The sequence below is a fragment of the Streptomyces chrestomyceticus JCM 4735 genome, from assembly GCF_003865135.1.
GTDB lineage: Bacteria > Actinomycetota > Actinomycetes > Streptomycetales > Streptomycetaceae > Streptomyces > Streptomyces chrestomyceticus.
Genome location: NZ_BHZC01000001.1, coordinates 8,772,293 through 8,791,331 on the forward strand (window position 1 = coordinate 8,772,293; position 19,039 = coordinate 8,791,331).

At 71.3% G+C, this 19,039-nt stretch carries 15 protein-coding genes; 10 read left to right on the forward strand and 5 right to left on the reverse strand.

The features are described 5' to 3' along the window. Positions 1–50: 50 nt before the first annotated feature. Positions 51–1,376, reverse strand: a complete 1,326-nt coding sequence (locus tag EJG53_RS37910; protein ID WP_125048678.1) for an MFS transporter — start codon at positions 1,374–1,376, stop codon at positions 51–53. Positions 1,377–1,642: 266 nt separating this feature from the next. After that, positions 1,643–2,350 carry a histone deacetylase gene (locus EJG53_RS37915; RefSeq protein ID WP_125048679.1) on the reverse strand — a complete coding sequence of 236 codons (708 nt, stop codon included), beginning with the start codon at positions 2,348–2,350 and terminating at the stop codon, positions 1,643–1,645. 260 nt (positions 2,351–2,610) lie between these two features. Between EJG53_RS37915 and EJG53_RS37920 the strand changes: the two genes are divergently transcribed. The 3 genes from EJG53_RS37920 to EJG53_RS37930 all read left to right on the forward strand — a co-directional run bounded on the left by EJG53_RS37920 (position 2,611) and on the right by EJG53_RS37930 (position 6,384). Continuing rightward, positions 2,611–4,200 carry an alpha/beta hydrolase gene (locus EJG53_RS37920; protein ID WP_125048680.1) on the forward strand — a complete coding sequence of 530 codons (1,590 nt, stop codon included), beginning with the start codon at positions 2,611–2,613 and terminating at the stop codon, positions 4,198–4,200. Between the two features lie 68 nt (positions 4,201–4,268). Then, complete coding sequence (locus tag EJG53_RS37925) at positions 4,269–4,811, forward strand: hypothetical protein (RefSeq protein WP_125048681.1); 543 nt, start codon at positions 4,269–4,271, stop codon at positions 4,809–4,811. 235 nt (positions 4,812–5,046) lie between these two features. Beyond that, positions 5,047–6,384 carry a S1 family peptidase gene (locus EJG53_RS37930; protein WP_244955509.1) on the forward strand — a complete coding sequence of 446 codons (1,338 nt, stop codon included), beginning with the start codon at positions 5,047–5,049 and terminating at the stop codon, positions 6,382–6,384. Here the strand turns inward: EJG53_RS37930 and EJG53_RS37935 are convergent. Beyond that, a complete protein-coding gene (locus EJG53_RS37935) occupies positions 6,368–7,102 on the reverse strand; it encodes a lysophospholipid acyltransferase family protein (RefSeq protein WP_125048682.1) in 735 nt (244 codons plus the stop codon). The two genes, EJG53_RS37930 and EJG53_RS37935, sit on opposite strands and share 17 nt — an antisense overlap. A 730-nt stretch (positions 7,103–7,832) precedes the next feature. On the opposite strand from EJG53_RS37935, the gene EJG53_RS37940 reads away from it, so the two are divergent. Continuing rightward, positions 7,833–10,685: a bifunctional glycosyltransferase/CDP-glycerol:glycerophosphate glycerophosphotransferase gene (locus EJG53_RS37940; RefSeq protein WP_125048683.1), complete on the forward strand. Its 2,853-nt coding sequence runs from the start codon at positions 7,833–7,835 to the stop codon at positions 10,683–10,685. A gap of 65 nt (positions 10,686–10,750) precedes the next feature. Continuing rightward, on the forward strand, positions 10,751–11,902 hold the full coding sequence (locus tag EJG53_RS37945) for a glycosyltransferase (protein ID WP_244955728.1): 1,152 nt from the start codon (positions 10,751–10,753) through the stop codon (positions 11,900–11,902). Between the two features lie 98 nt (positions 11,903–12,000). Here EJG53_RS37945 and EJG53_RS37950 read toward each other — a convergent pair whose 3' ends face one another. Continuing rightward, positions 12,001–12,279: a DUF6355 family natural product biosynthesis protein gene (locus tag EJG53_RS37950; protein ID WP_125048685.1), complete on the reverse strand. Its 279-nt coding sequence runs from the start codon at positions 12,277–12,279 to the stop codon at positions 12,001–12,003. Positions 12,280–12,592: 313 nt separating this feature from the next. Between EJG53_RS37950 and EJG53_RS37955 the strand changes: the two genes are divergently transcribed. The 5 genes from EJG53_RS37955 to EJG53_RS37975 all read left to right on the forward strand — a co-directional run bounded on the left by EJG53_RS37955 (position 12,593) and on the right by EJG53_RS37975 (position 18,070). Continuing rightward, positions 12,593–13,021 carry a DUF4440 domain-containing protein gene (locus EJG53_RS37955; protein ID WP_125048686.1) on the forward strand — a complete coding sequence of 143 codons (429 nt, stop codon included), beginning with the start codon at positions 12,593–12,595 and terminating at the stop codon, positions 13,019–13,021. A 210-nt stretch (positions 13,022–13,231) separates the two neighbouring features. Beyond that, positions 13,232–14,572 (forward strand): S1 family peptidase, encoded by a 1,341-nt coding sequence (locus tag EJG53_RS37960; RefSeq protein WP_125048687.1) that lies wholly within the window; start codon positions 13,232–13,234, stop codon positions 14,570–14,572. 79 nt (positions 14,573–14,651) lie between these two features. After that, positions 14,652–15,227 (forward strand): hypothetical protein, encoded by a 576-nt coding sequence (locus EJG53_RS37965; RefSeq protein ID WP_125048688.1) that lies wholly within the window; start codon positions 14,652–14,654, stop codon positions 15,225–15,227. Positions 15,228–15,233: 6 nt separating this feature from the next. Then, on the forward strand, positions 15,234–16,418 hold the full coding sequence (locus EJG53_RS37970; protein WP_125048689.1) for a M48 family metalloprotease: 1,185 nt from the start codon (positions 15,234–15,236) through the stop codon (positions 16,416–16,418). Then, the gene (locus tag EJG53_RS37975; RefSeq protein WP_125048690.1) at positions 16,373–18,070 is read left to right on the forward strand and encodes a hypothetical protein; all 1,698 of its coding nucleotides are present in this window, start codon (positions 16,373–16,375) and stop codon (positions 18,068–18,070) included. The genes EJG53_RS37970 and EJG53_RS37975 overlap by 46 nt, the downstream gene beginning before the upstream one ends. On the opposite strand, the gene EJG53_RS37980 is transcribed toward EJG53_RS37975, so the two are convergent. After that, positions 18,042–18,902, reverse strand: a complete 861-nt coding sequence (locus EJG53_RS37980) for an ergot alkaloid biosynthesis protein (protein ID WP_125048691.1) — start codon at positions 18,900–18,902, stop codon at positions 18,042–18,044. The two genes, EJG53_RS37975 and EJG53_RS37980, sit on opposite strands and share 29 nt — an antisense overlap. Positions 18,903–19,039 lie beyond the last annotated feature (137 nt).

Sequence of the window (19,039 nt, forward strand, 5' to 3'; positions counted from 1 at the left end):
GGACCACAGGCTCCGGCCCACCGGCCGGCTGACCCACGTCGGCGGGTGGGTCAGCCGGCCGCTCCGGGCGCATCAACTGCCTCGGAGGCCGCTCCGGTTCCCGTTCCGTGTGCCGCCTCTCCGGCGGCCGGCAGGTCCCTCAGCTTGCGCAGGGGGGAGAGCAGCAGGGGGATCGGTACGAGCAGGAAGCCGATCGCGCACACCCATACGGCGGCCCGGGGCCCGGCCGCTCCGGCGATGGAACCACCGGCCAGCGCGCCGAGCGGCATGGTCCCCCAGACCATGAACCGCAGCGTGGCGTTCATCCGGCCCAGCAGCGCGTCGGGGCAGAGCAGTTGCCGGAAGCTCACCTGGGCCACGTTGTAGACGACCGCGCCGAAGAAGACGGCGCCCGAGCCGAGCGCGAACCATCCGGCGGCGGCGCCGTGCCCGGACAGTGGCCACAGCAGGGCGAACGGCCCGGTGACCAGGGGCGCGAGCCAGATGATGCGGGCCTGCCCCAGCCGCCGGGCGACCGTCCCGGCGCACAGTGCCCCGGTCAGACCGCCGACGGCGGAGGCGGACAGCATCAGCCCCAGCACGCCGGGCGGCAGGCCCAGTTCGCGGGTCAGGAACACGGTCTGTACGGCGACGAGCATCGCCGAGAAGAAGTTCGCCACCCCGGTCGTCAGCGCGATCATGCGCAGCACGGGGTGCCGCAGCACGAAGGCCAGGCCCTCCTTGACCTGCGCCGACAGCGACACACCCGGCGTGACCTCGGGCTCCGGCTCCCGGACGCGGATGCCGCGCAGGAACAGCGCGGACGCGAGGTATCCGGCCGCGTTGGCCAGTACGGCCACCGGCGGCCCGAGCAGTTGGACGATGCCGCCACCTAGTCCGGGCCCGGCCACCTGCGCCGCTGAACGCGCGGTCTCCAGCGCCCCGTTGCCGGCCACCAGTTGCGGACCGGGCAGTACCCTCGGCAGGTAGCTCTGGTGGGCGACGTCGAAGAACACGGTGGCGACGCCGGTGACGAAGGCCACCACGTACAACTGGGCCATCGTCAGGGCGCCGCACGCCGCGGCGAGCGGCACACTGCCCATCGCCATCGCGCGCACCACATCCGTACGGATCAGCAGCGGCAGCCGCCGGACCCGGTCCACCCAGGCGCCCGCCGGCAGCCCGATGAGCAGGAACGCGGCGGTCTCGGCCGCGGTGAGCAGGCCCACTTCGAAAGCCGAGGCGTGCAGCCCGACGACGGCCACCAGGGGCAGGGCCACGAGGGCCACTTGGGTGCCTGCCTGGCTGGCCGCGGCTCCGGCGAGCAGCAGCCGGAAGTCGCGATGGCGGAGGAGCCCGTCACCGGCGCGGCTGCCGGAGGCTCGTGAGGTGGTCACATGGCTGACATTTGGTGATGAAGAGGGGGCGGGTCAAAACGACCGTAGGGTTTCCGGACAGCTTGATCCGCATTCCGGACGCTGTGCGAATGTTTTGTCGTAAACCGTCCGTTCTCTCCGGTCCACCCTGCCCTGAGGTGACCTGCTACATCCTCACCAAACGTTCACCCGGCGACCATTTTTTCGGCCGTCGAGCGAATGTCCGGTTAGTGCGGCTGGGTGTGTTCAGGATTCGTATGGACTGCTGACGGGCCGGGCGAAATGTGTTACGAGCCGTGAACCCAGCGTGGTCGCTGGCTCTCGGCCTCCGGCTCCGGCACCCGGCGGTCCACCTCCAGGGCCCGGCAGACAGGTCCCGTGCCGTGCCCGGAACGCCCCCGCCGCCTGCCCGTCCCGGGCCGTACGGTCAGGCCCAGCCGGCACCGGTCCAAGTACTCCGTGATCTGCTCGTCGTCCCACCCGCCCGCCTCCCGCAGCCCCGACGACAGATGCGCCAGATAGGCGTCGGTCGGCTGCGTGCGCGGGACCTCGCCCGCGCCCCACGGCGCCGTGAAGGTGAGCAGCGGCAGCCCGTCCAGCGCGCCGGGATGCACCAGCGTCTCGTAACGGCCGGGGCCGAACTGCGCCCGTCCCCGGTCCAGTACTTCCGCCAGGTCCAGGTCCGCCGCCGGGACCCGGTGCATCTCCTGTGCGGCGATGTCGGAGAACTGGCCCCGCGTCACCAGGTGGGCACGGGCCCACACCTCGCCCGGCCCGTCCGGGTCGTAGAACGCCACGCCGCCCGTCCAGTTCAGTGACTCCAGCGCGAAGTACATGGTGCCCGGCAGCACGACCGGCACGGAACGGGCGGGCGGCCGGGGATCACGGCATCCCGGACACGTCCGCAGACCGCCCGGCGGGCGGCCGCCCGTCAGGTAGTGGCGCAGCCGTGCGCCGTGCATGTTGGAGCCGTACGACACGTACCAGACGTGCACCGCATCTTCCCTTCGCCGACGCGCCGCCCGAGCCGGACGGCCTCAGGGCCGGGACGGATGTCAAGCCGTACATCCGGCCACAAACCAGGTCGTAAGCCATGGTGCGCCCGTCAATATCACAGATCGCCGAGCGAATCCTGCGGTTTGGTAAAGAAATGGAAGTGAGCCCTGTTCACAGAGGGGTGGCAGGAGACAGGATCCCCGTGCAGCTCTGTGAATCACCGTCGCTCGCGCGGCGCTTTGTACAGGGGGACCCCCACATGAGACGAACAACGGCGCTCGGCGCCGCCGGAGCCCTGGTGACCGGCACGCTCATAGCCGGAGCGATATCCGCCACGCCCGCCGGCGCGGACCAGCGGCACCACCGCGGCTCGGCCGAGGACCGCGGCGTGCGGGCCGCCGCCGCCCGCGCGGCCGCACAGGGTATCGACTGGCAGGCATGCCCGGCCGACTGGGGCCTGAAGGCCCCCATCCAGTGCGGCTACGTGACCGTCCCGGTCGACTACGCCGAGCCCGACGGCCGCACCATCAAGATCGCCGTGGACCGGATCGGCAACACCGGCGGCAAGAGCGAGCGCCAGGGCTCCCTCCTCTACAACCCCGGCGGGCCCGGCGGCTCGGGCATGAAGTTCCCGACCCGCGTCACCGGCAAGAACGCGGTGTGGGCGAAGACCGCGAAGGCGTACGACTTCGTCGGCTTCGACCCGCGCGGCGTCGGCCACTCCGCCCCGGTCTCCTGCGCCGACTCGCAGGAGTTCGTCAAGGCGCCCAAGGCCGACCCGGTGCCGGACAGCGAGGCCGACAAGCGTGCCCAGCGCAAGCTGGCCGAGGAGTACGCACAGGGCTGCAAGGAGCGCGGTGGCGCCCTGCTGCCGCACCTGACGACGCCGAACACGGCCCGGGACATGGATGTCGTCCGGGCCGCTCTCGGCGAGAAGAAGCTCAACTACCTGGGCGTCTCCTACGGCACCTACCTCGGTGCCGTGTACGCCACGCTCTTCCCGGACCACGTCCGCCGGATGCTCGTCGACTCGGTCGTCGACCCGTCGCGCGAGAAGGTCTGGTACCAGGCCAACCTCGACCAGGACCTCGCCTTCGAGACGCGCTGGAGCGACTGGAAGAAGTGGGTCGCCCAGCACGACGCCGTCTACCACATCGGCACCACCGAGGCCGAGGTCCAGGCGAAGTGGGAGCAACTGCGCGCCACCGCCAAGAAGAACCCGATCGGTGGCGTCGTCGGACCGGCCGAGCTGACCAGCTTCTTCCAGAACGCGCCCTACTACGACTCCGCGTGGGCCTCGACCGCCCAGGTGTGGAGCGCGTACCTGTCGGGCGACGCGAAGCCGTTGATCCAGAACGCGGGCCCGGACCTGGGCGACAAGGCGGGTAACGCCGCCGCCGAGAACAGCAACGCGGTCTACACGGCCGTCGAGTGCAACGACGCCAAGTGGCCAACCAACTGGCGCAAGTGGGACCGGGACAACACCCGTACCCACGCGAAGGCCCCCTTCATGACCTGGGCCAACGCCTGGATGAACCTGCCCTGCGCCACCTGGCCGGAGAAGCAGCGGACTCCGGTCAAGGTGCGGACCGGCAAGGGCCTGCCCAGCGTCCTGATCGTGCAGAGCACCCGGGACGCGGCGACTCCGTACGGCGGTGCCGTCGAGCTGCACCGGCGCCTCAAGGGCTCGCGCCTGATCACCGAGCAGGGCGCCGGCTCGCACGGCGTCGCCGGTCTGGTCAACCCCTGCATCAACGACCGGGTCGACACCTACTTCCTGACCGGGAAGACCGACGCCAAGGACGTGACGTGCGCCCCGCACGCCACCCCGGAGCCGGGCAAGGCATAACGGACGGACAGGGCTCATGTGGTGCCGCCCGGGGAAATATGGCGCCATAGGTGTGCCACCATGGCGTTATGGATCTCACGCCCTACGTCGACAACCTCCGGCACGAGCTCGCGGTGGCCGCGGACGCGGGGGGAGACGAAGCGCGTGCCCTCGCCGAGCGGCTCACCGCGCCGCTGGAGTCGGCCGCCCGCCTCACCCTGCTGAACGCGCTGTCCGCCGCGATGGGGGAGGTCACCCGGGACCTGGCGCCGGGGTCCGTCGACGTACGGCTGCGCGGGCTCGACCCCGAGTTCGTGGTGACGGCGCCGCCGGCCCCGCAGCCGTACGAGCGGGACGAGCCCGAGAGCGCACCGGGCGGCGCCTGGGCCGCCGCGCCTGCTCCCGCCCCCGCCCCCGCCGACGGGGGTGAGGGTGGCACGGCGCGGATCAACTTCCGACTGCCCGCCCACCTGAAGACCCGGGTCGAGGACGCGGCGGGCCAGGAGGGGTTGTCCGTCAACGCCTGGCTCGTACGGGCCGTCGCCTCGGCACTGGAACCCGGCGAGCGTGGCCGCCCGTCCGGCCACCAGCGGCACGGGGGCCGGCAGAGTTACACGGGCTGGGTCCGCTGACCGGCACAGACGGCCGGGCCGGGCCCTCCGCTCATCGATTCCGTTGAACAGCCGCCCCTCCCGGGCGGCTGTTCGACTGTCGGCCCCATGGCGCCGGACATGCGTTCTGATCGCTGCTATATGCTCCCGCTGCCGCACGCCACCGCTTCGGCCCCGTCCGTGACATCGCTGACGCCGGGCCGCGCGGTGTGCCGGTCAGGCATGCCGACGAGCTGGGGGGCCAGTGAAGATACCCGTGCAGACCACCGCGAAGACCGCAACGGCGCTGGGCGCGGCCGGACTCGCGCTGCTCACCACCATGACGCCCGGTGCCCAGGCCCGGCCGGCCACGTCGCACCCGCCGGTCACCGAAGCCGAGATAGCGGCCATGGCACCGGAGAAACAGGAGAAACTGCTCGCGCCGCTGCGTACCCTGGCGGACGCCGTGGCACGCGTGGGTTCGGGCGGTAAGGCGGCGGACATTTACGCGGGAGTACGCATCGACGCGCCTCGCGGCACCGTGCAGGTCCAACTGACCGACCTTTCCCGGGCCGCCGCATTCCGCACCGCCGTATCGGCGGCGGACCACCGCGCCGACACCCGAAGACTCGTTCCGGTGCAGGCGGGACAGACTCGCCGGGCGCTGCACGCGGAGCGCGACCGGCTGTTCGCCCGGGAAAAGGCCGGAGAACTGCCGTACACCATCCACACGGTGGCCGTCGCGGCCGATGCTTCGTCCCTGGAAATAGCCGTGGACAACCCGGATGCGGCGGCCAGGGCGGCCAAGGCGGAGGCGAAGGCGCGACGGCAGCCGAGCGCGCGCAGCGCCGCACCGGCGCACGAGGTGCCGCTCGTCTTCAAGCAGGGGCGGCGGATATCCTCCGCCGCCAGAACCTGGGCCGACGTGAAGTGGAAGGACGCCACGCCATTCATCGCGGGTGATGTGCTGACCGACGGCGGGCAGTACTGCTCGGCGGGGCTGCCGACCGTACGCAAGAAGGACAACAAGCCCGTCATGGTGACGGCCGCCCATTGTTTCGCCAACGGCACCAAGATATACACCGGTTCCGGCGCCACTCCCGCCTTCGGCAAGTTCTACGACGGCCTCAACGGACTGACGGGGAATTACACCGGTACGGTGAACGGCGTGGCGACCGGCTGGGACGCCGAACTGCTCATCGGGGCCGGCAACAACGCCGCTGTGAGCGAGACGACCAGTTACCGGCCCCTCACCAGCGTCGCCTATTCGCACAACGGTGACTTCGTCTGCCACAACGGCGCCGCCTCGTTCTTCATGAAGCGGGAAACCGTCTGCGGCATCAAGGTCACCAACGACGACATCACCTACAAGCTGGACACCGGTTGGAAGGTCCGGGGCGTCGAAGGCACCAGACTGCCCGGCAAACCGTGGGCCGCCGCACACGGGGACAGTGGCGCCCTGGTGTTCACCCCGAAAGGCTCCGTACGCCAGGCGCGCGGAATCGTCTCGGCGCTGGCGGGCCCGTACCAGACCAATGCGGGCAACTATCTGTACTGGACCGAGGCGACGGACATCCTCAACCACTTCGGCCTGAAGCTCAATCCGAAGACCTGACACCGCGCTCGGGGCGCAGGCGCCGGGTCAGGCCGCGCGGCGCCTGCTGCTGCGCCTTCGCCTCGTTCGCGTACATGTCCACGTACTCCTGCCCGGAGAGCCGCAGGATCTCGTACATGATTTCGTCGGTGACGGCGCGCAGCGCGGCGTGCTCGCCGTCCAGCCCGGCGAACCGCTCGAATTCCAGCGGCTTGCCGAAACGGATCGTGATCCGCATGGCGCGCGGCAGCCGCCGACCGGTGGGCTGCGCCTCGAACGTACCGATCATCGCGCACGGCACCACCGGCACCTGGGCCTTGATCGCCATCGCCGCCACGCCCGTACGGCCCTTGTACAGCCGGCCGTCGTGCGACCGGGTGCCCTCCGGATAGATTCCCAGCACCCGCCCTTTCCGCAGCACCGCCAGCCCGGATTTCAGGGCGGCCTGCGCCGCCTTTCCGCCGGACCGGTCCACCGGAATCTGCCCGATGCCCCGGAAGAACGCGGCGGTCAACCGGCCCCGGATTCCCTGGCCGGTGAAATACTCGGCCTTCGCCAGAAAGGTGACCCGGCGTGGCACGATCACCGGCATCACGAAATGGTCCGAGAACGAGAGATGATTTCCCGCGATGATGGCCGCCCCGGTCGGCGGCACATGTTCCAGCCCTTCCACATGCGGCCGGAAAATCAGCCTCAGCAACGGCCCCAGAAACACATACTTGAGAACCTGATAGAACACAGGGCTTCCCCCTCACGCTCCGGAACCGGCCCGTCGGTGTCGGACGGTGCTTTGTTTTCGCAGGTCAGGCGAGGTGCGAGAAGAAATAGTGTAGGTGCGGACACGGGTAATCCGTAACCACCCGACGGAGTCCGGATGTGACCGAAGAAGATCATTTTGGCGGACAGTCGGATGATCGATGATCTTCTGGCCGATATCCGCCGCTTGGCCGCCCGCACGCACTGCGTGGCCGCGCGGTGACGGACGGTCCTGTTATCCGATCGTTCCGTCACAGGTATTCACCTCATACCCGGCAATCAGTCGACTGGCGGTATCGTCCCGGAAAGCGGCTGATGCCGTCCGTCTTCCGGACATGCGGGGCGGGTGGCGCTCTTCACAGGGGGGAACCGGGTTGCCAGCGCAGCGCACACGTCGTCACGCACCTCGCACGCCGACCGCCACAGGGCGCCCGGCGGGCCGCTGCGGAGCGCCGCGGTGCCGCGCGGGCGGGCGCGCCCGGGACGCCGTTCCACTCGGCGGCTCCGTACCGTCCGGAGGGAGCCGGCCCACCCGCGACCAGTTGTGCTGACCCTGTGACCGTTTGACCGGGTGCCCCCGACGCGACGGTCGGCCTGCGCACGGACCGCCCGCGTTCGTGCGCAGCGCCCTTTCGGCGCGGCCGTCGGGTCCGCCCCTTCCGCGAGGCGACCGCGCCGCCCCGGGAATCTGTTTACTTCAGAGATGGTGTTCTGTGACTGAGATATCTGTCGTCGTAATCGTCTACAACGATGCCGAGCGGTTGCCTGCTGCGGTGCAGTCGGTGCTGGGGCAGTCGTTCGGTGATGTCGAGGTGGTGATTGTCGACGACTGCAGTACGGATGGTTCTTTTGCGGTGGCGCAGGGTCTGGCGCGGCGGTGGCCGGGGCGGGTGCGGGCGTTTCGGCTGGAGGAGAACAGTGGGGCGGGGGGTGAGCCGCGTAACCGGGGTGTCCGGGAGGCGGTGGGGCGTTATGTGATGTTCCTGGACAGTGATGATGTGCTGGAGCGGAATGCCTGCCGGAATCTGGTGGAGGCCGCGGAGGCGACGGGGGCGGATCTGGTGTCGGGTCTGTGTGTGCGGCTGCACAAGGACGCGCCGGTGGAGAAGCGTAATGAGTGGTATGCGTGGCTGTACCGGCAGACGCGGACGCTGGAGTCGGTGGCGGAGCTGCCGGATCTGTTCGTGTGGGACACGCTGTCGACGAACAAGTGTTACCGGCGGGATTTTCTGCTGGAGCATGATCTGCGGTTTCCCAAGGGCATGTTCTATGAGGATCTGCAGTTCATCGCGCAGGCGTATCTGGCGGCGTCGCGGATTACGCTGATTCCGAATCAGGTGTATTTCTGGCATGTGCATCAGGCGGCGGCGGTCAAGTCGGTGACCAACCGGCGTCATGAGATGACCAATTACGCGCACCGGCTGGAGGTGCACCGGCGGATCGATGCGATGCTCGCGGAGCGGGGCATGGCCGAGATGCGGGTGGCGAAGGATGTGAAGTTCCTCAAGCACGATCTGGTGCTGCACCTGCGGGATCTGCCGTTTCGGGATGCGGAGTACCGGGCGGAGTTCGCGCGGCTGTCGGCGCAGTATCTGGCGACGCTGGATCCCGAGGCCTATGGGCGGGCGCAGCCGCTGCAGGCGGTCTGCGGGTATCTGCTGGGGCGGGGGGACTGGGCGAATCTGATTCCGGCGGTGGACGCGCTGCTGAATCCGGGCAAGGTGGCGGTGCCGCTGGCCGAGCGGGACGGGCGGGTGTTCTGGTGCGCCGAGCACCTGGACGATCCGCTGGGCCGCCAGGTGCTGGATGTCACGGAGCTGGGGTATCACACGCGGCCGCTGGAGAAGATGTTCCTGCGCAACCAGCTGACCGCCTTCGAGGCGGCGGCCGGCGGCGGGGTGCGGCTGGCCGGGCGTATCACCAACGCCCTGGGCCGTATCGGCGAGGGGGCGCAGTTGCGGGCGGAGCTGCAGTTTTCGGCGCGGCGCCGGGGGCTGCAGGCGTTCACCTTCCCGGTGGCCGCGGTGCGGCATGCGGGGGAGGTCATCGAGTGGGAGGCGGTGGCCGATGTCAGTGGGCGGCTGCGGCCGCTGGGCATCATCGACGCGGTGTGGGACGTGCGCCTGGTGCTTGAGGCGGACGGGGTGCGGACCACGACGCGGCTGAGTGTGGCGGACACCGACCTGTCGGGGCGGCCGCTGCCGGTGCGGCCGCGGCTGACGCGGATGGTCGCCGACCATGTGCGCCCGCACGTCTCGGCCAAGGGGCATCTGGCGTTCGAGCTGGTGGGCGAGGACCCGGGCCGGGAGCGGGCCCGGGAGCTGATCACCAAGTCGGTCCAGGGCCGGCCGGGGGCGCTGGCGAAGTCCGGCTACCGCCGGGCCCGGGCGCTGCGTAAGCAGCTGACCTCGGGGGAGGCCAAGCTGCGGGCGTATCACGAGGTGTTTTCGCGGCTGCCGGTCAAAAAGCGCACGGTGGTCTTCGAAAGCCACCTGGGCCGGCAGTACAGCGACAGTCCGCGGGCGCTGTATGAGGAGATGCGCCGCCAGGGTCTGGATTTCGAGGCGTACTGGGCCTACTCGGGGGATCCGGGGGCCTTCCCGGCGGATGCGACGCTGGTGCGGCGGTGGTCGCTGCCGTATCTCAAGGCGCTGGCGCAGGCGGAGTTCTGGGTGGACAACCAGTCCTTCCCGCTGAAGCTGGCCAAGCGCCCGGAGACGACGTATCTGCAGACCTGGCACGGGTCGGCGCTGAAGAAGATGGGCTTCGACCAGCCCGCCCAGAAGACCCTGACGCGGGCGCAGCAGGCGGAGCAGCAGCGGGCGCTGGACCGCTTCGACCGGTTCTTGGTGCGCTCGGAGCATGATGTGCGCACCCTGGCCAAGGCGTTCCGGCTGCCGGAGCGGGCGCTGCTGCGGGTGGGCTATCCCCGCAACGACGCCCTGGTCCAGGCCCGCAAGGCCGAGGAGGTCGGCGGGGCGCGGGTGCGCGGCCCGCTGGCGGCGGAGCTGGGCATCCCGGCGGACAAGCAGGTCATTTTGTATGCGCCGACGTTCCGCACCAGCGGGGGGCGCTCGCACCGCTTTGAGCTGCCGTTCGATGTGGAGCGGTTCGCGGAGCGGTTCGGACACCGGTATGTGCTGCTGGTGCGCTCGCACTATCTCAACCATGTCACGCTGCCGCCGACGGTGGCCGGCTCGGTCCTCGATGTCTCGGCGCATCATGATGTGGCGCCGTTTTTGGAGCTGGCGGATGTGCTGGTGACCGACTACTCGTCGGTGATGTTCGACTATGCGCTGCTGGACCGGCCGATGGTGTTCTTCACCTACGACTACGAGGCGTATGTGCACGAGCAGCGCGGCACCTACTTCGATCTGCGCGAGCACGCGCCGGGCCCGCTGGTGGAGACCGAGGAGGCCTTCTTCGCCGCGCTTCAGGGCCTGGGGGCGGGCGGGCCGGAGTACGCCGCGGCCCGCAAGCGTTTCGTTGCCCACTTCGGCGAGTACGAGCGCGGGGACGCCGCCCGCACCCTCGTCGAGCAGTTCTTCTCCCACTGGAGCCGTTGATGACCACCACCCCCATACCCGCCGACCCGCACCCGGCCCCCGACGCCGGCGGCGCCGCCCCGGCTGTGCCGGTGCGGGACATCTTCTTCGTCTCCAACAGCGTCAACGAACTGGGCGGCATCACCAGCTGGTCGCACCAGATGGCGGAGCTGTTCGCGGCCCGCGGCCACCGGGTGCACCTGGTGGGCATCACCCCGCCGCCGCCCGGCCGCGCCCGCCCCCTGGCCGACGGTCTGCCGTATGCGACCACGACGCTCTATGACCAGCACCCGCCGCAGGTGCGGCCGGTGCGCACGCTCAAGGACCGGGCCAACCTCGCCGAGCACCGGCGCCGGGCGGCCCGCGAGGCGGGCATGCGCGCCCAGGCCGCCAAACTCTCCGCGCTGTTCGCCGCGGCCCGGCCGGGCGCGGTCGTCATCGTCACCCAGGTCTGGGCGATGGAGTGGGTGGCGCTGGCCGACACGTGCGGGCACACGGTGATCGGCATGAGCCACGAGTCCTTCGAGACCTGCCGCAAGTCCTCGCGCTTCACGCGCGTGAAGACCTTCTACAAGGACGTCGACCGGATGCTGGCGCTGACCCGCGAGGACGCGGACGCCTGGATCCGCCAGCGCCTGGACAACGTCGGCTTCATGCCCAACCCCCTGCCCTTCTTCCCCGAGACGCCGTCGGCGCGCACGGCGAAGGTGGTGGCCAGCATCGGGCGGCTGCACGAGGAGAAGGGCGTCGACCTGCTGCTGGAGGCCTGGGCCCTGATCGCCGCCCGCCACCGCGAGTGGACCCTGCGCCTGTACGGGGCGGGGGAGGAGGAGGCGGCGCTGCGCAAGCAGAGCGCGCAGCTGGGCATCGCCGACAGCGTCGCCTTCATGGGCCGCACCAGCGACGTGCCCGGCGCGCTGCGCGAGGCGTCGGTGTTCGTGCTCAGCTCCCGCGGCGAGGGCTTCCCGCTGGCGCCGATGGAGGCGATGGCCACCGCCGTGCCGTGCGTGGCCTTCGACGTCGCCCCCGGGGTGCGCGAGATCATCCGGCACGGCGAGGACGGCCTGCTCGCCCCGCCCGGCAACACCAGCGAACTCGCCCGCCACCTGGACACGCTCATCAGCGACCAGGCCCTGCGCGACCGCATGGGCGAGACCGCCCGCACCAACATCCAGCGCTACGCCACCGACGAGATCGTCCAGCGCTGGGAGAACCTCTTCACCTTCCTCCAACGCTGAAGTCCCTCCTGGCAGCGTCCACCGGCTTGTCTGCGCGGCGGACGCTGCCAGGGGCTTCATCAGCTCATCGGCCCGTGCGGGCGGCCGCTACGAATGGGTCAGCAGGTGCGCCCCACGTAATGCGCGCCGTCGATCTTGCCGGCGGAGCCGAGCCAGGTGACCCCCGGGCCCACGCAGCGCTCGTAGTTGGGACCGAACACCTCCACCTCGATGATCACGCGTGAGCCGTCGCTCGTGCAGTGGTTGTAGTACGCGTCACTCGAAGTCTCGTAGAAGCCGCAGGGGTTGGCGGACGCGCCGGGCGCGCCCGCGACGGACATGCCGAGGGCGAGGGCCGTGGCGCCGAGAATCGCCAGCAGGGAACGGCGAAGGCTCATATGCATGACTCCTTGTCGAGATAGGGAGATGTCGACCTTCCGGTGCCGGGCGAGGGCCGCCCCGGCACGTGGAGAGCGTCGCTGCGGCCACCCGGGACCGGCAGGCCGTCTCACTCGTACGGGGATCGGAAACCACCGGTTCGAGTGCTGAGGCGGATCACGCGCGTTCGACGGGAGCGGAGGTCGGCGGCTCAAGGTGCTCTCTCCTCCCTCAGCTAATCAAGCTTGACTAGCCGACCCGCCGGGCGTACTTTCCTTCTGCGCAGCCACGTGTGACGGGTGCGCGCCCGAGACCGAACGAGGGGAACCACGCGTGACCTTTCTGCCCGATACCGGCTACGTACCGACCGACGAGGACCGCGCGAGCCTGGACGCCTGGTTCGCGGAGTACGACGCGCGGAGCGCGAAGCGCGACGTCGAGCGCATGGCCGAGATGGCGGTGTTCCCGCTCAACCTGGTGAGCGACGACTCGGCGGGCGACGGACGTTCGGCGCAGTGGAGCCGGGAGCAGTACGTCGCGACGATGACCCACGTGATGGGCGAGGGGAGCGAGGACATCACCTTCACCTCCACCCGGACGCCGGTCTTCCTCTCACCCTCGATGGCCGTGGTCTTCACGGACTCGACCATGACCCAGGAGGGCCGGAGCCAGCAGCTTCGGTACGCCGACATCCTGATCCGGCGGGACGGGAAGTGGGCGTTCCAGACCATGATCCAGGGCGGCTGGGGCGACAACCTCTGAACCCGGCCCGTCCGCCGGTACGGCGCGCGAGCGGGGCAGTGTAAGGGGGCGGCGCACCGGGCGGGCGGAATTCATCGCGTTGCGCGGAGCACTGAGTCGGTACCTCTGTGTCCTCCGTAGAACTGGGTGCCCACCGTGCACGGGGGCCACTGCGCCACCACGGCGTACGTCCCCGTGTGCTCCCCTGTGGCCCAGTTGGAGGTCAGAGAAGTGAGCCACCGATACGCGAGCGAGAGCCGTCGACAGGTGAACAAGCGGACCGGCGTCCTCGTCGGCGGCGCGGCGACAGCCCTCGTGGCGGCGGCGATCGTACTGCCGCAGGCCAACGCGAGCCCGGAACGGCCAGAGCCGGAGCGGACCTTCTCCGCCGCGTCGGCCGCGCTGGCCGCCTCGTCCCTGAAAGCGGAACTCGGCGCCGACCGGACGGCGGGCTGGTACCTCGACGCCGGGAAGGGACGGCTCGTGATGAACGTGCTGTCGACGGACGACGTCGGAAAGGTCGAGGCGGCGGGCGCCGTGGCGCGCGTCGTACGCAACAGCATGAGCGAATTACAGGCGGCCACGCGCGCCTTGCGTGAGACCGCGGCCATCCCCGGGACCGCGTGGTCCATCGACCCCAGGACCAACCAGGTCTCGGTCGTCGCCGACCGCACGGTCACCGGTGCGGAACTCGCCGCTCTCACCGCAGCGGTCGAAAGGGTGGGCGGTGGTGGCATGGCGAGTATCAAGCGGTCGGCGGGAGAGTTCCGGCGGTATCACGGCGGGGGCGGCGTCGGGGGAGCGGCGACCGATGCCGGCGGCTCGGAGGGCTCCGGCGGCTCGGAAGGTTCTGGTGGCTCGGGTGGTACGGGAGATCCCGGCGCCTCCGGTGGCTCCGGCGGCGGCTCGGCCGGACAAGGTGACGGAAGTACGGGAGCGCTGCCCGTAGGAGGAAGCGCCATCTTTGGTGGCAACGTGCGCTGTTCGCTGGGATTCAACGTCACCGTCCAGGGCGCCCCGGCCTTCCTGACCGCAGGGCACTGCGGCAAAGCCGGCGCGAACTGGACGGCCGACCAGGCAGGCGCACAGCCGCTGGGTACGGTGGCCGACGCCCGGTTCCCCGCGAGCGACTTCGCCCTGGTGACCTACGACGACCCGGCCGCCAGGCCGGACAGCGCGGTCGACCTGCGGAACGGCGGCACCCAGCGGATTACCCGGGCGGCGGAGGCCGCGGTGGGGATGCGCGTACAGCGGTCCGGCAGCACGACGGGACTCTCGGACGGGACCGTCACCGGCCTGGACGCCACGGTGAACTACGGCAACGGCGACATCGTCGACGGGCTGATCCAGACGGACGTGTGCGCCGAGCCGGGAGACAGCGGCGGGCCGATGTTCTCCGGCGACGCGGCCGTGGGGCTGACCTCCGGCGGCAGCGGCGACTGCACACAGGGCGGCGAGACCTTCTTCCAGCCGGTCACCACGGCGCTCGAAGCGACCGGCGCCCAGATAGGAGCAGGCGACGGCGGAAGCGGCGCGGGCGGTGACGGGGTGGAGCGTCCGGCAGGACGGTAGTTCACCGTTCGCCTTGGCCACCCGGTGCGGGATGCCTAGTCTGGAACCTCGGCTCGTCCGTCCGAGCCTCGGGGACCTCATGGACGAAAAGCCCGTATCGGCCGACGGCGGCATCCCGCCCGCACCGACCGTCCGTGACCTCGCCGAACGGGTGGTGGCGAGCTGCGCCCCGGAGGAGTCCGCGTACTTCGGCCTGACCGCCGACGCGTACTTCGCGAGTACCGCGGTGCGACGGCCCGGCCGGTGGCCGTACTGGCCGAAGCGGCCGTACCGCCGCCGGATCCCCACGGGCTTCGGCGTCCCGGAGGCGGCCGCCCTGGTCACCCCCGTCGTCCTGGCGGTGCTCACCGGCACGGCCTCGGACCTGCTCGCCGGCTGGCTGCGCACCACCACCGGACAGCGACAGCGGCGGTGGTGGTGGCCGGGACGGTGGCGGCGGGAACGCCCGGCACCCGACCGGGCCCGGCTCACGGCACCGCCCGGCGCCGACTGGGACGCACTGGAACGGCAGATCGCGGCAGCCGCCCTCCGCGAGGCGGCCACACCCCGGCAGGCCGCTGCCATCGCCGCGGCCGTCCGCGCGGAGCTGGAGCCGCCCGCCGCCACCGGGCCGCCCCCGGCCGTCCCCGCGCCCGCCCCCGCGCCGGCGGAATGACCGGCCGTGACCGGCACCGCCGCCGTACCGGGCCCGCACGGCGGAAGGCCGCGGCCGGGTACGCCGCCACCGCCGTCCGCGACCGCGACCCGCTTCGCCCTGCTGGCCGTCACCGTCGTCGCGGCCTCGACCATGCTGCACGCCGGCACGCTGTTCATGGTCGAGGAAGCCCTCGGCCGTTCCCGGCAGGCACAGCAGACCGCCTGCGCCGACACGCTCAGGAGCACGGCCGCGGGCGCGACGGAGACCTCCGACGCGGCAGTCCTCACCCGCGACTTCGAAGGCTGCGTCCACGGAATCGCCGCGTCCGTCGTCCTGAGGACCGCCGCCCTGGTCCTCCTCACCTGCGCGGTGGCGCTCGTGCTCTACCTCGGCCACGCGCGGCGCGCCCGTACCGGCCCCGCCCTCGGCCTCGACCGACTGGCGGCGGACCCACGGCGTACGGAAGCCGTCGACGCCGTACGGCAGGTGCTGGCCGAGGAGGCGGCGCCCGCCTCCGTCACCGTGGTCTTCGCCCCGCTCCAGCCCGGCCGTACGGGCCGCTGCGTGGGCTTCCCGGGCCGCTACCGCATCGTGCTGTCCCTGGCGCTCGCCGTGCACCACGCACACCACCCCCATCTGCTGCCCGGCGTCCTGCGCCACGAGTTGGCGCATGTCCGCAACCGGGACATCGGCATCACGCAGCTCACCATCGCCCTGTGGTGGGCCTTCCTGGCGACCGTGGCCCTGCCCGCGCTCCTGGCCTCCCTCCTGCTGGGACCGCTCGACATCCGGTACGCGGTGGCCGAGACCGCGGTGGCACTGCTGCTCCTCTGGTTCGAGCGGGCAGCCGTCCTACGGGCGCGGGAACTGCTGGCGGACGCGGCCGTACAGCACCCGGACTACCCGCAGGTCCTACGGACCGCGGCGGCCTTGCCCACCGCCACCGGGAACGCCACCGTCGAAGGCACCCTCCGCAAGGGCGTCACCGGCACGGCACGCACGCGCGCCCTGTCGCGCCTCCGGCGCTGGTTCTCGTACCACCCGGACTGGGCCCTGCGGGAACACCGCGTCACCCACCCCACCAGCCTGCTGGTTCCTTCCCTGTTCGAAGCGGGGCGGCGGGAATCCTGGTCGGCTTCGGCTACCAGCCGCTGTCGTCGGTCGTGGACTCGCTGTGGGCGCCGGGCCCGCGGCTGCAACCCTGGCTGATCGGTACGTGTTACGCCGTGCTGCTCTCCGGTGTGCTCGGGCTCGCGGTGTGGCGTGCCGTATGGCGGTCCGTGGTGGAGGGCGGGCCGCCCGCCCGTACCTTCCCCTTGGCGGCGGCCGCCACCGCGGGCATCCTGGCGGGGCAGGTCCTGCTGCCGCTGACACCGCCCGTCGCGGTGTGGCGGTCCGTGGTGCAGCACGCTCCGGCGGTCGGGGTGGCCTGGGGCGCGGTGCTGCTGGCCATGGTGTGGGGCTTCACCGCCTGGCAGGCGCTGACCGCCGAGTGGTGGCTGGCGAGCGAGGTGCGGCCGCGCCCGGGTGCCGTGATCGCGGCGCTGCTGGTGGGCCCGCCGCTGCTCGGCTATCTGCTCGGGCGCTGGTTCTTCGACCTGTCGGGACTGCTGTTCGCGCAGACGTCGGGCAGCTATCTGGCGGCGGGCCTCCTGAGCCGGGTCATCGACAACCTCACCGTCGGCGCCCTGGGCGCGGCCGTCGCGTTCGCCGCCGCTCCCTGGTTGCTGCGCGGGCTGCGCCGGGGAGCGGGGTGGCGGGCGGCCCACCGTCCTGACGTGCCGGTGCCGGGCCCGCGGTGGTGGGTGGTGGGGCTGTGCGCGCTGGCCGTGATCCCCGTGTTCCTGCTGTTGGGCAGCCCGTTGCACGCGGACCTGCTGTCCGGGCTGCAACGCGCGGACGCACAGGCCCGCAGCGGCGCCAATCCGGCCACCCTGCAATCCGGCTATGCCGCGTTTCTCCCCACCGCACTGGTGGGCGCCGGCTGCATCGCGCTGTCCGGGCTGGTGGTGGCGCTGACGGGGCGTGGCACTCCGGCTCCCGGCCGCCGAATGCGCGGGTCCTTTCCCTTGCTGCTGCTCGGCGCGGCCGCCGCGGCGCCGGGTGCGGCTCCGCTGGTGCTGTTCCACGTGCAGTTGGCGATCTGCGGCTGGAGCGACATCGAAGCGTGCTTCAGCGCGCGGCTGCCCTTGCGGGAAGCCGTCGTCTTCGGCCGCTGGATGCTGCTGTGCGGTGTCTGTGCCGCTCTGGCGATCATGGTGATCTTCGTCGCCGTCCTCTCCGTACGTTCCCTGCTTTCCGTACGCTTGCTCCCTCGGCGACAGACCGCACCAGCACCGCAACCGGCACCACGCGCCCGAAGCCGCACGCGGTCAACGGCTGCGCGCTGCATCCGGGGCTTCCTCGCCGGCTGCGGCGCGGTGCTCACCGCCGCCACCTGCGCCGCGGTGAGCGTCGGGCTGACGCCGGCGCAGGTCGACGCGGCGCGGCAGCCGGCCGTCCGGTCCGCGCTGGAGCCGTACCTGGTCCTGCGTCCGGGTGCCGTGCCGTGGGACCGGGCGTGCGCGGCAGGGGTACGCCGGAACCTTCAGGTCGACCTGAACGTGGCCACCGACCAGGGCCTGCAGTTCTGGTGGGCGGGAACCGTGACCCTGCTCGGATCGAGTGACGACCCCGGCTTGGTGGCCCTCGCCGTGGCCGGGCGGGAGAGCCTGCTGGGCGACAACGACCTGAGTACCGCGCAGGTCCTCACCGACGCCGAGGCGTACTGCGGGTACCGGTTCCAGACCCGCGGCTCCGCGCGTGGGAAGGCGCTCCACCCACCGCACCGGTCTATGCCAGCTCCTCCCGCGCGTACGTGAGGAAGCTGCGCGGCGGGCGGCCGGTGAGGCGCTCGACGGTGTCGGTGGTGCGGTCCTCCGAGCCGTCGGCGACGGACCGGTCCAAGTCGGCCAGCAGTGTGGCGAATTCTCCGGGGACACCGGTGGCGGCCAGGCGGTCGCGGAACTGCTCGTGGCTCAGGCGCTGGTGGATCACCGTCCGCCCCGTCACGCGCGTGAGGACGGTGGCGACCGTGTCGTAACTGAGCGCCTCGGGGCCGGTGACGACCAGGTCGGTGCAGGGGGCGCTCCGGTCGGTGAGGGCATGGGCGGCGACCGCCGCGATGTCGGCCGCGTCGACGAACCCGACGCGGCCGTCGCCGGTCGCGGTCGCGATCACGCCGTCCTCGCGGATGCTGCGCGCGTGCACATGCTCGCCCCCGAAGTTCTGCATGAACCACGAAGGCCGCAGGACAGCCCATTCGCCGAACAGCCCGGGCAGCGCGTCGTGCACCCGGCCGACGGCAGGGCCGCCCCGGGCGATGGCCGAGGAGCTGAGCAGCACCACGCGCCGTACCCCGGCCGCGCGGGCCCGGTCGAGGAAGGGCAGTACGACGGCGGCCGGGTCGCGGTCGCCGACGGGCGGTACGAGGTAGATCCGGTCCACGTCGCGCAGGGCTTCGGCGTGCGTGGCCGGGTCGTACCAGTCGAACCGGACGGGGCGGGCGCCGGCCACCGGTGTCGCACGGCGGCTCGCGGCCCGGACCTCGCAGCCGAGCGCGGCCAGCCGGGCCACGAGGCGGCTGCCGGTGGTGCCGGTGGCTCCGGTGACCAGGACGGCGGGGTGGTGGCGGGTGCTCCGCTGAGCCGTCATGGCCGGCGGACCCGGGAAACGGAAACGGGCATGGGCGGGCTCTCCCTCTATGATGTGGACCGTAGGTCCGCTTAGCTGGACGGAAGCATCATACGGACCGGCGGTCCGCTTTGTGAACGGGTGCCCTGACGACCGAA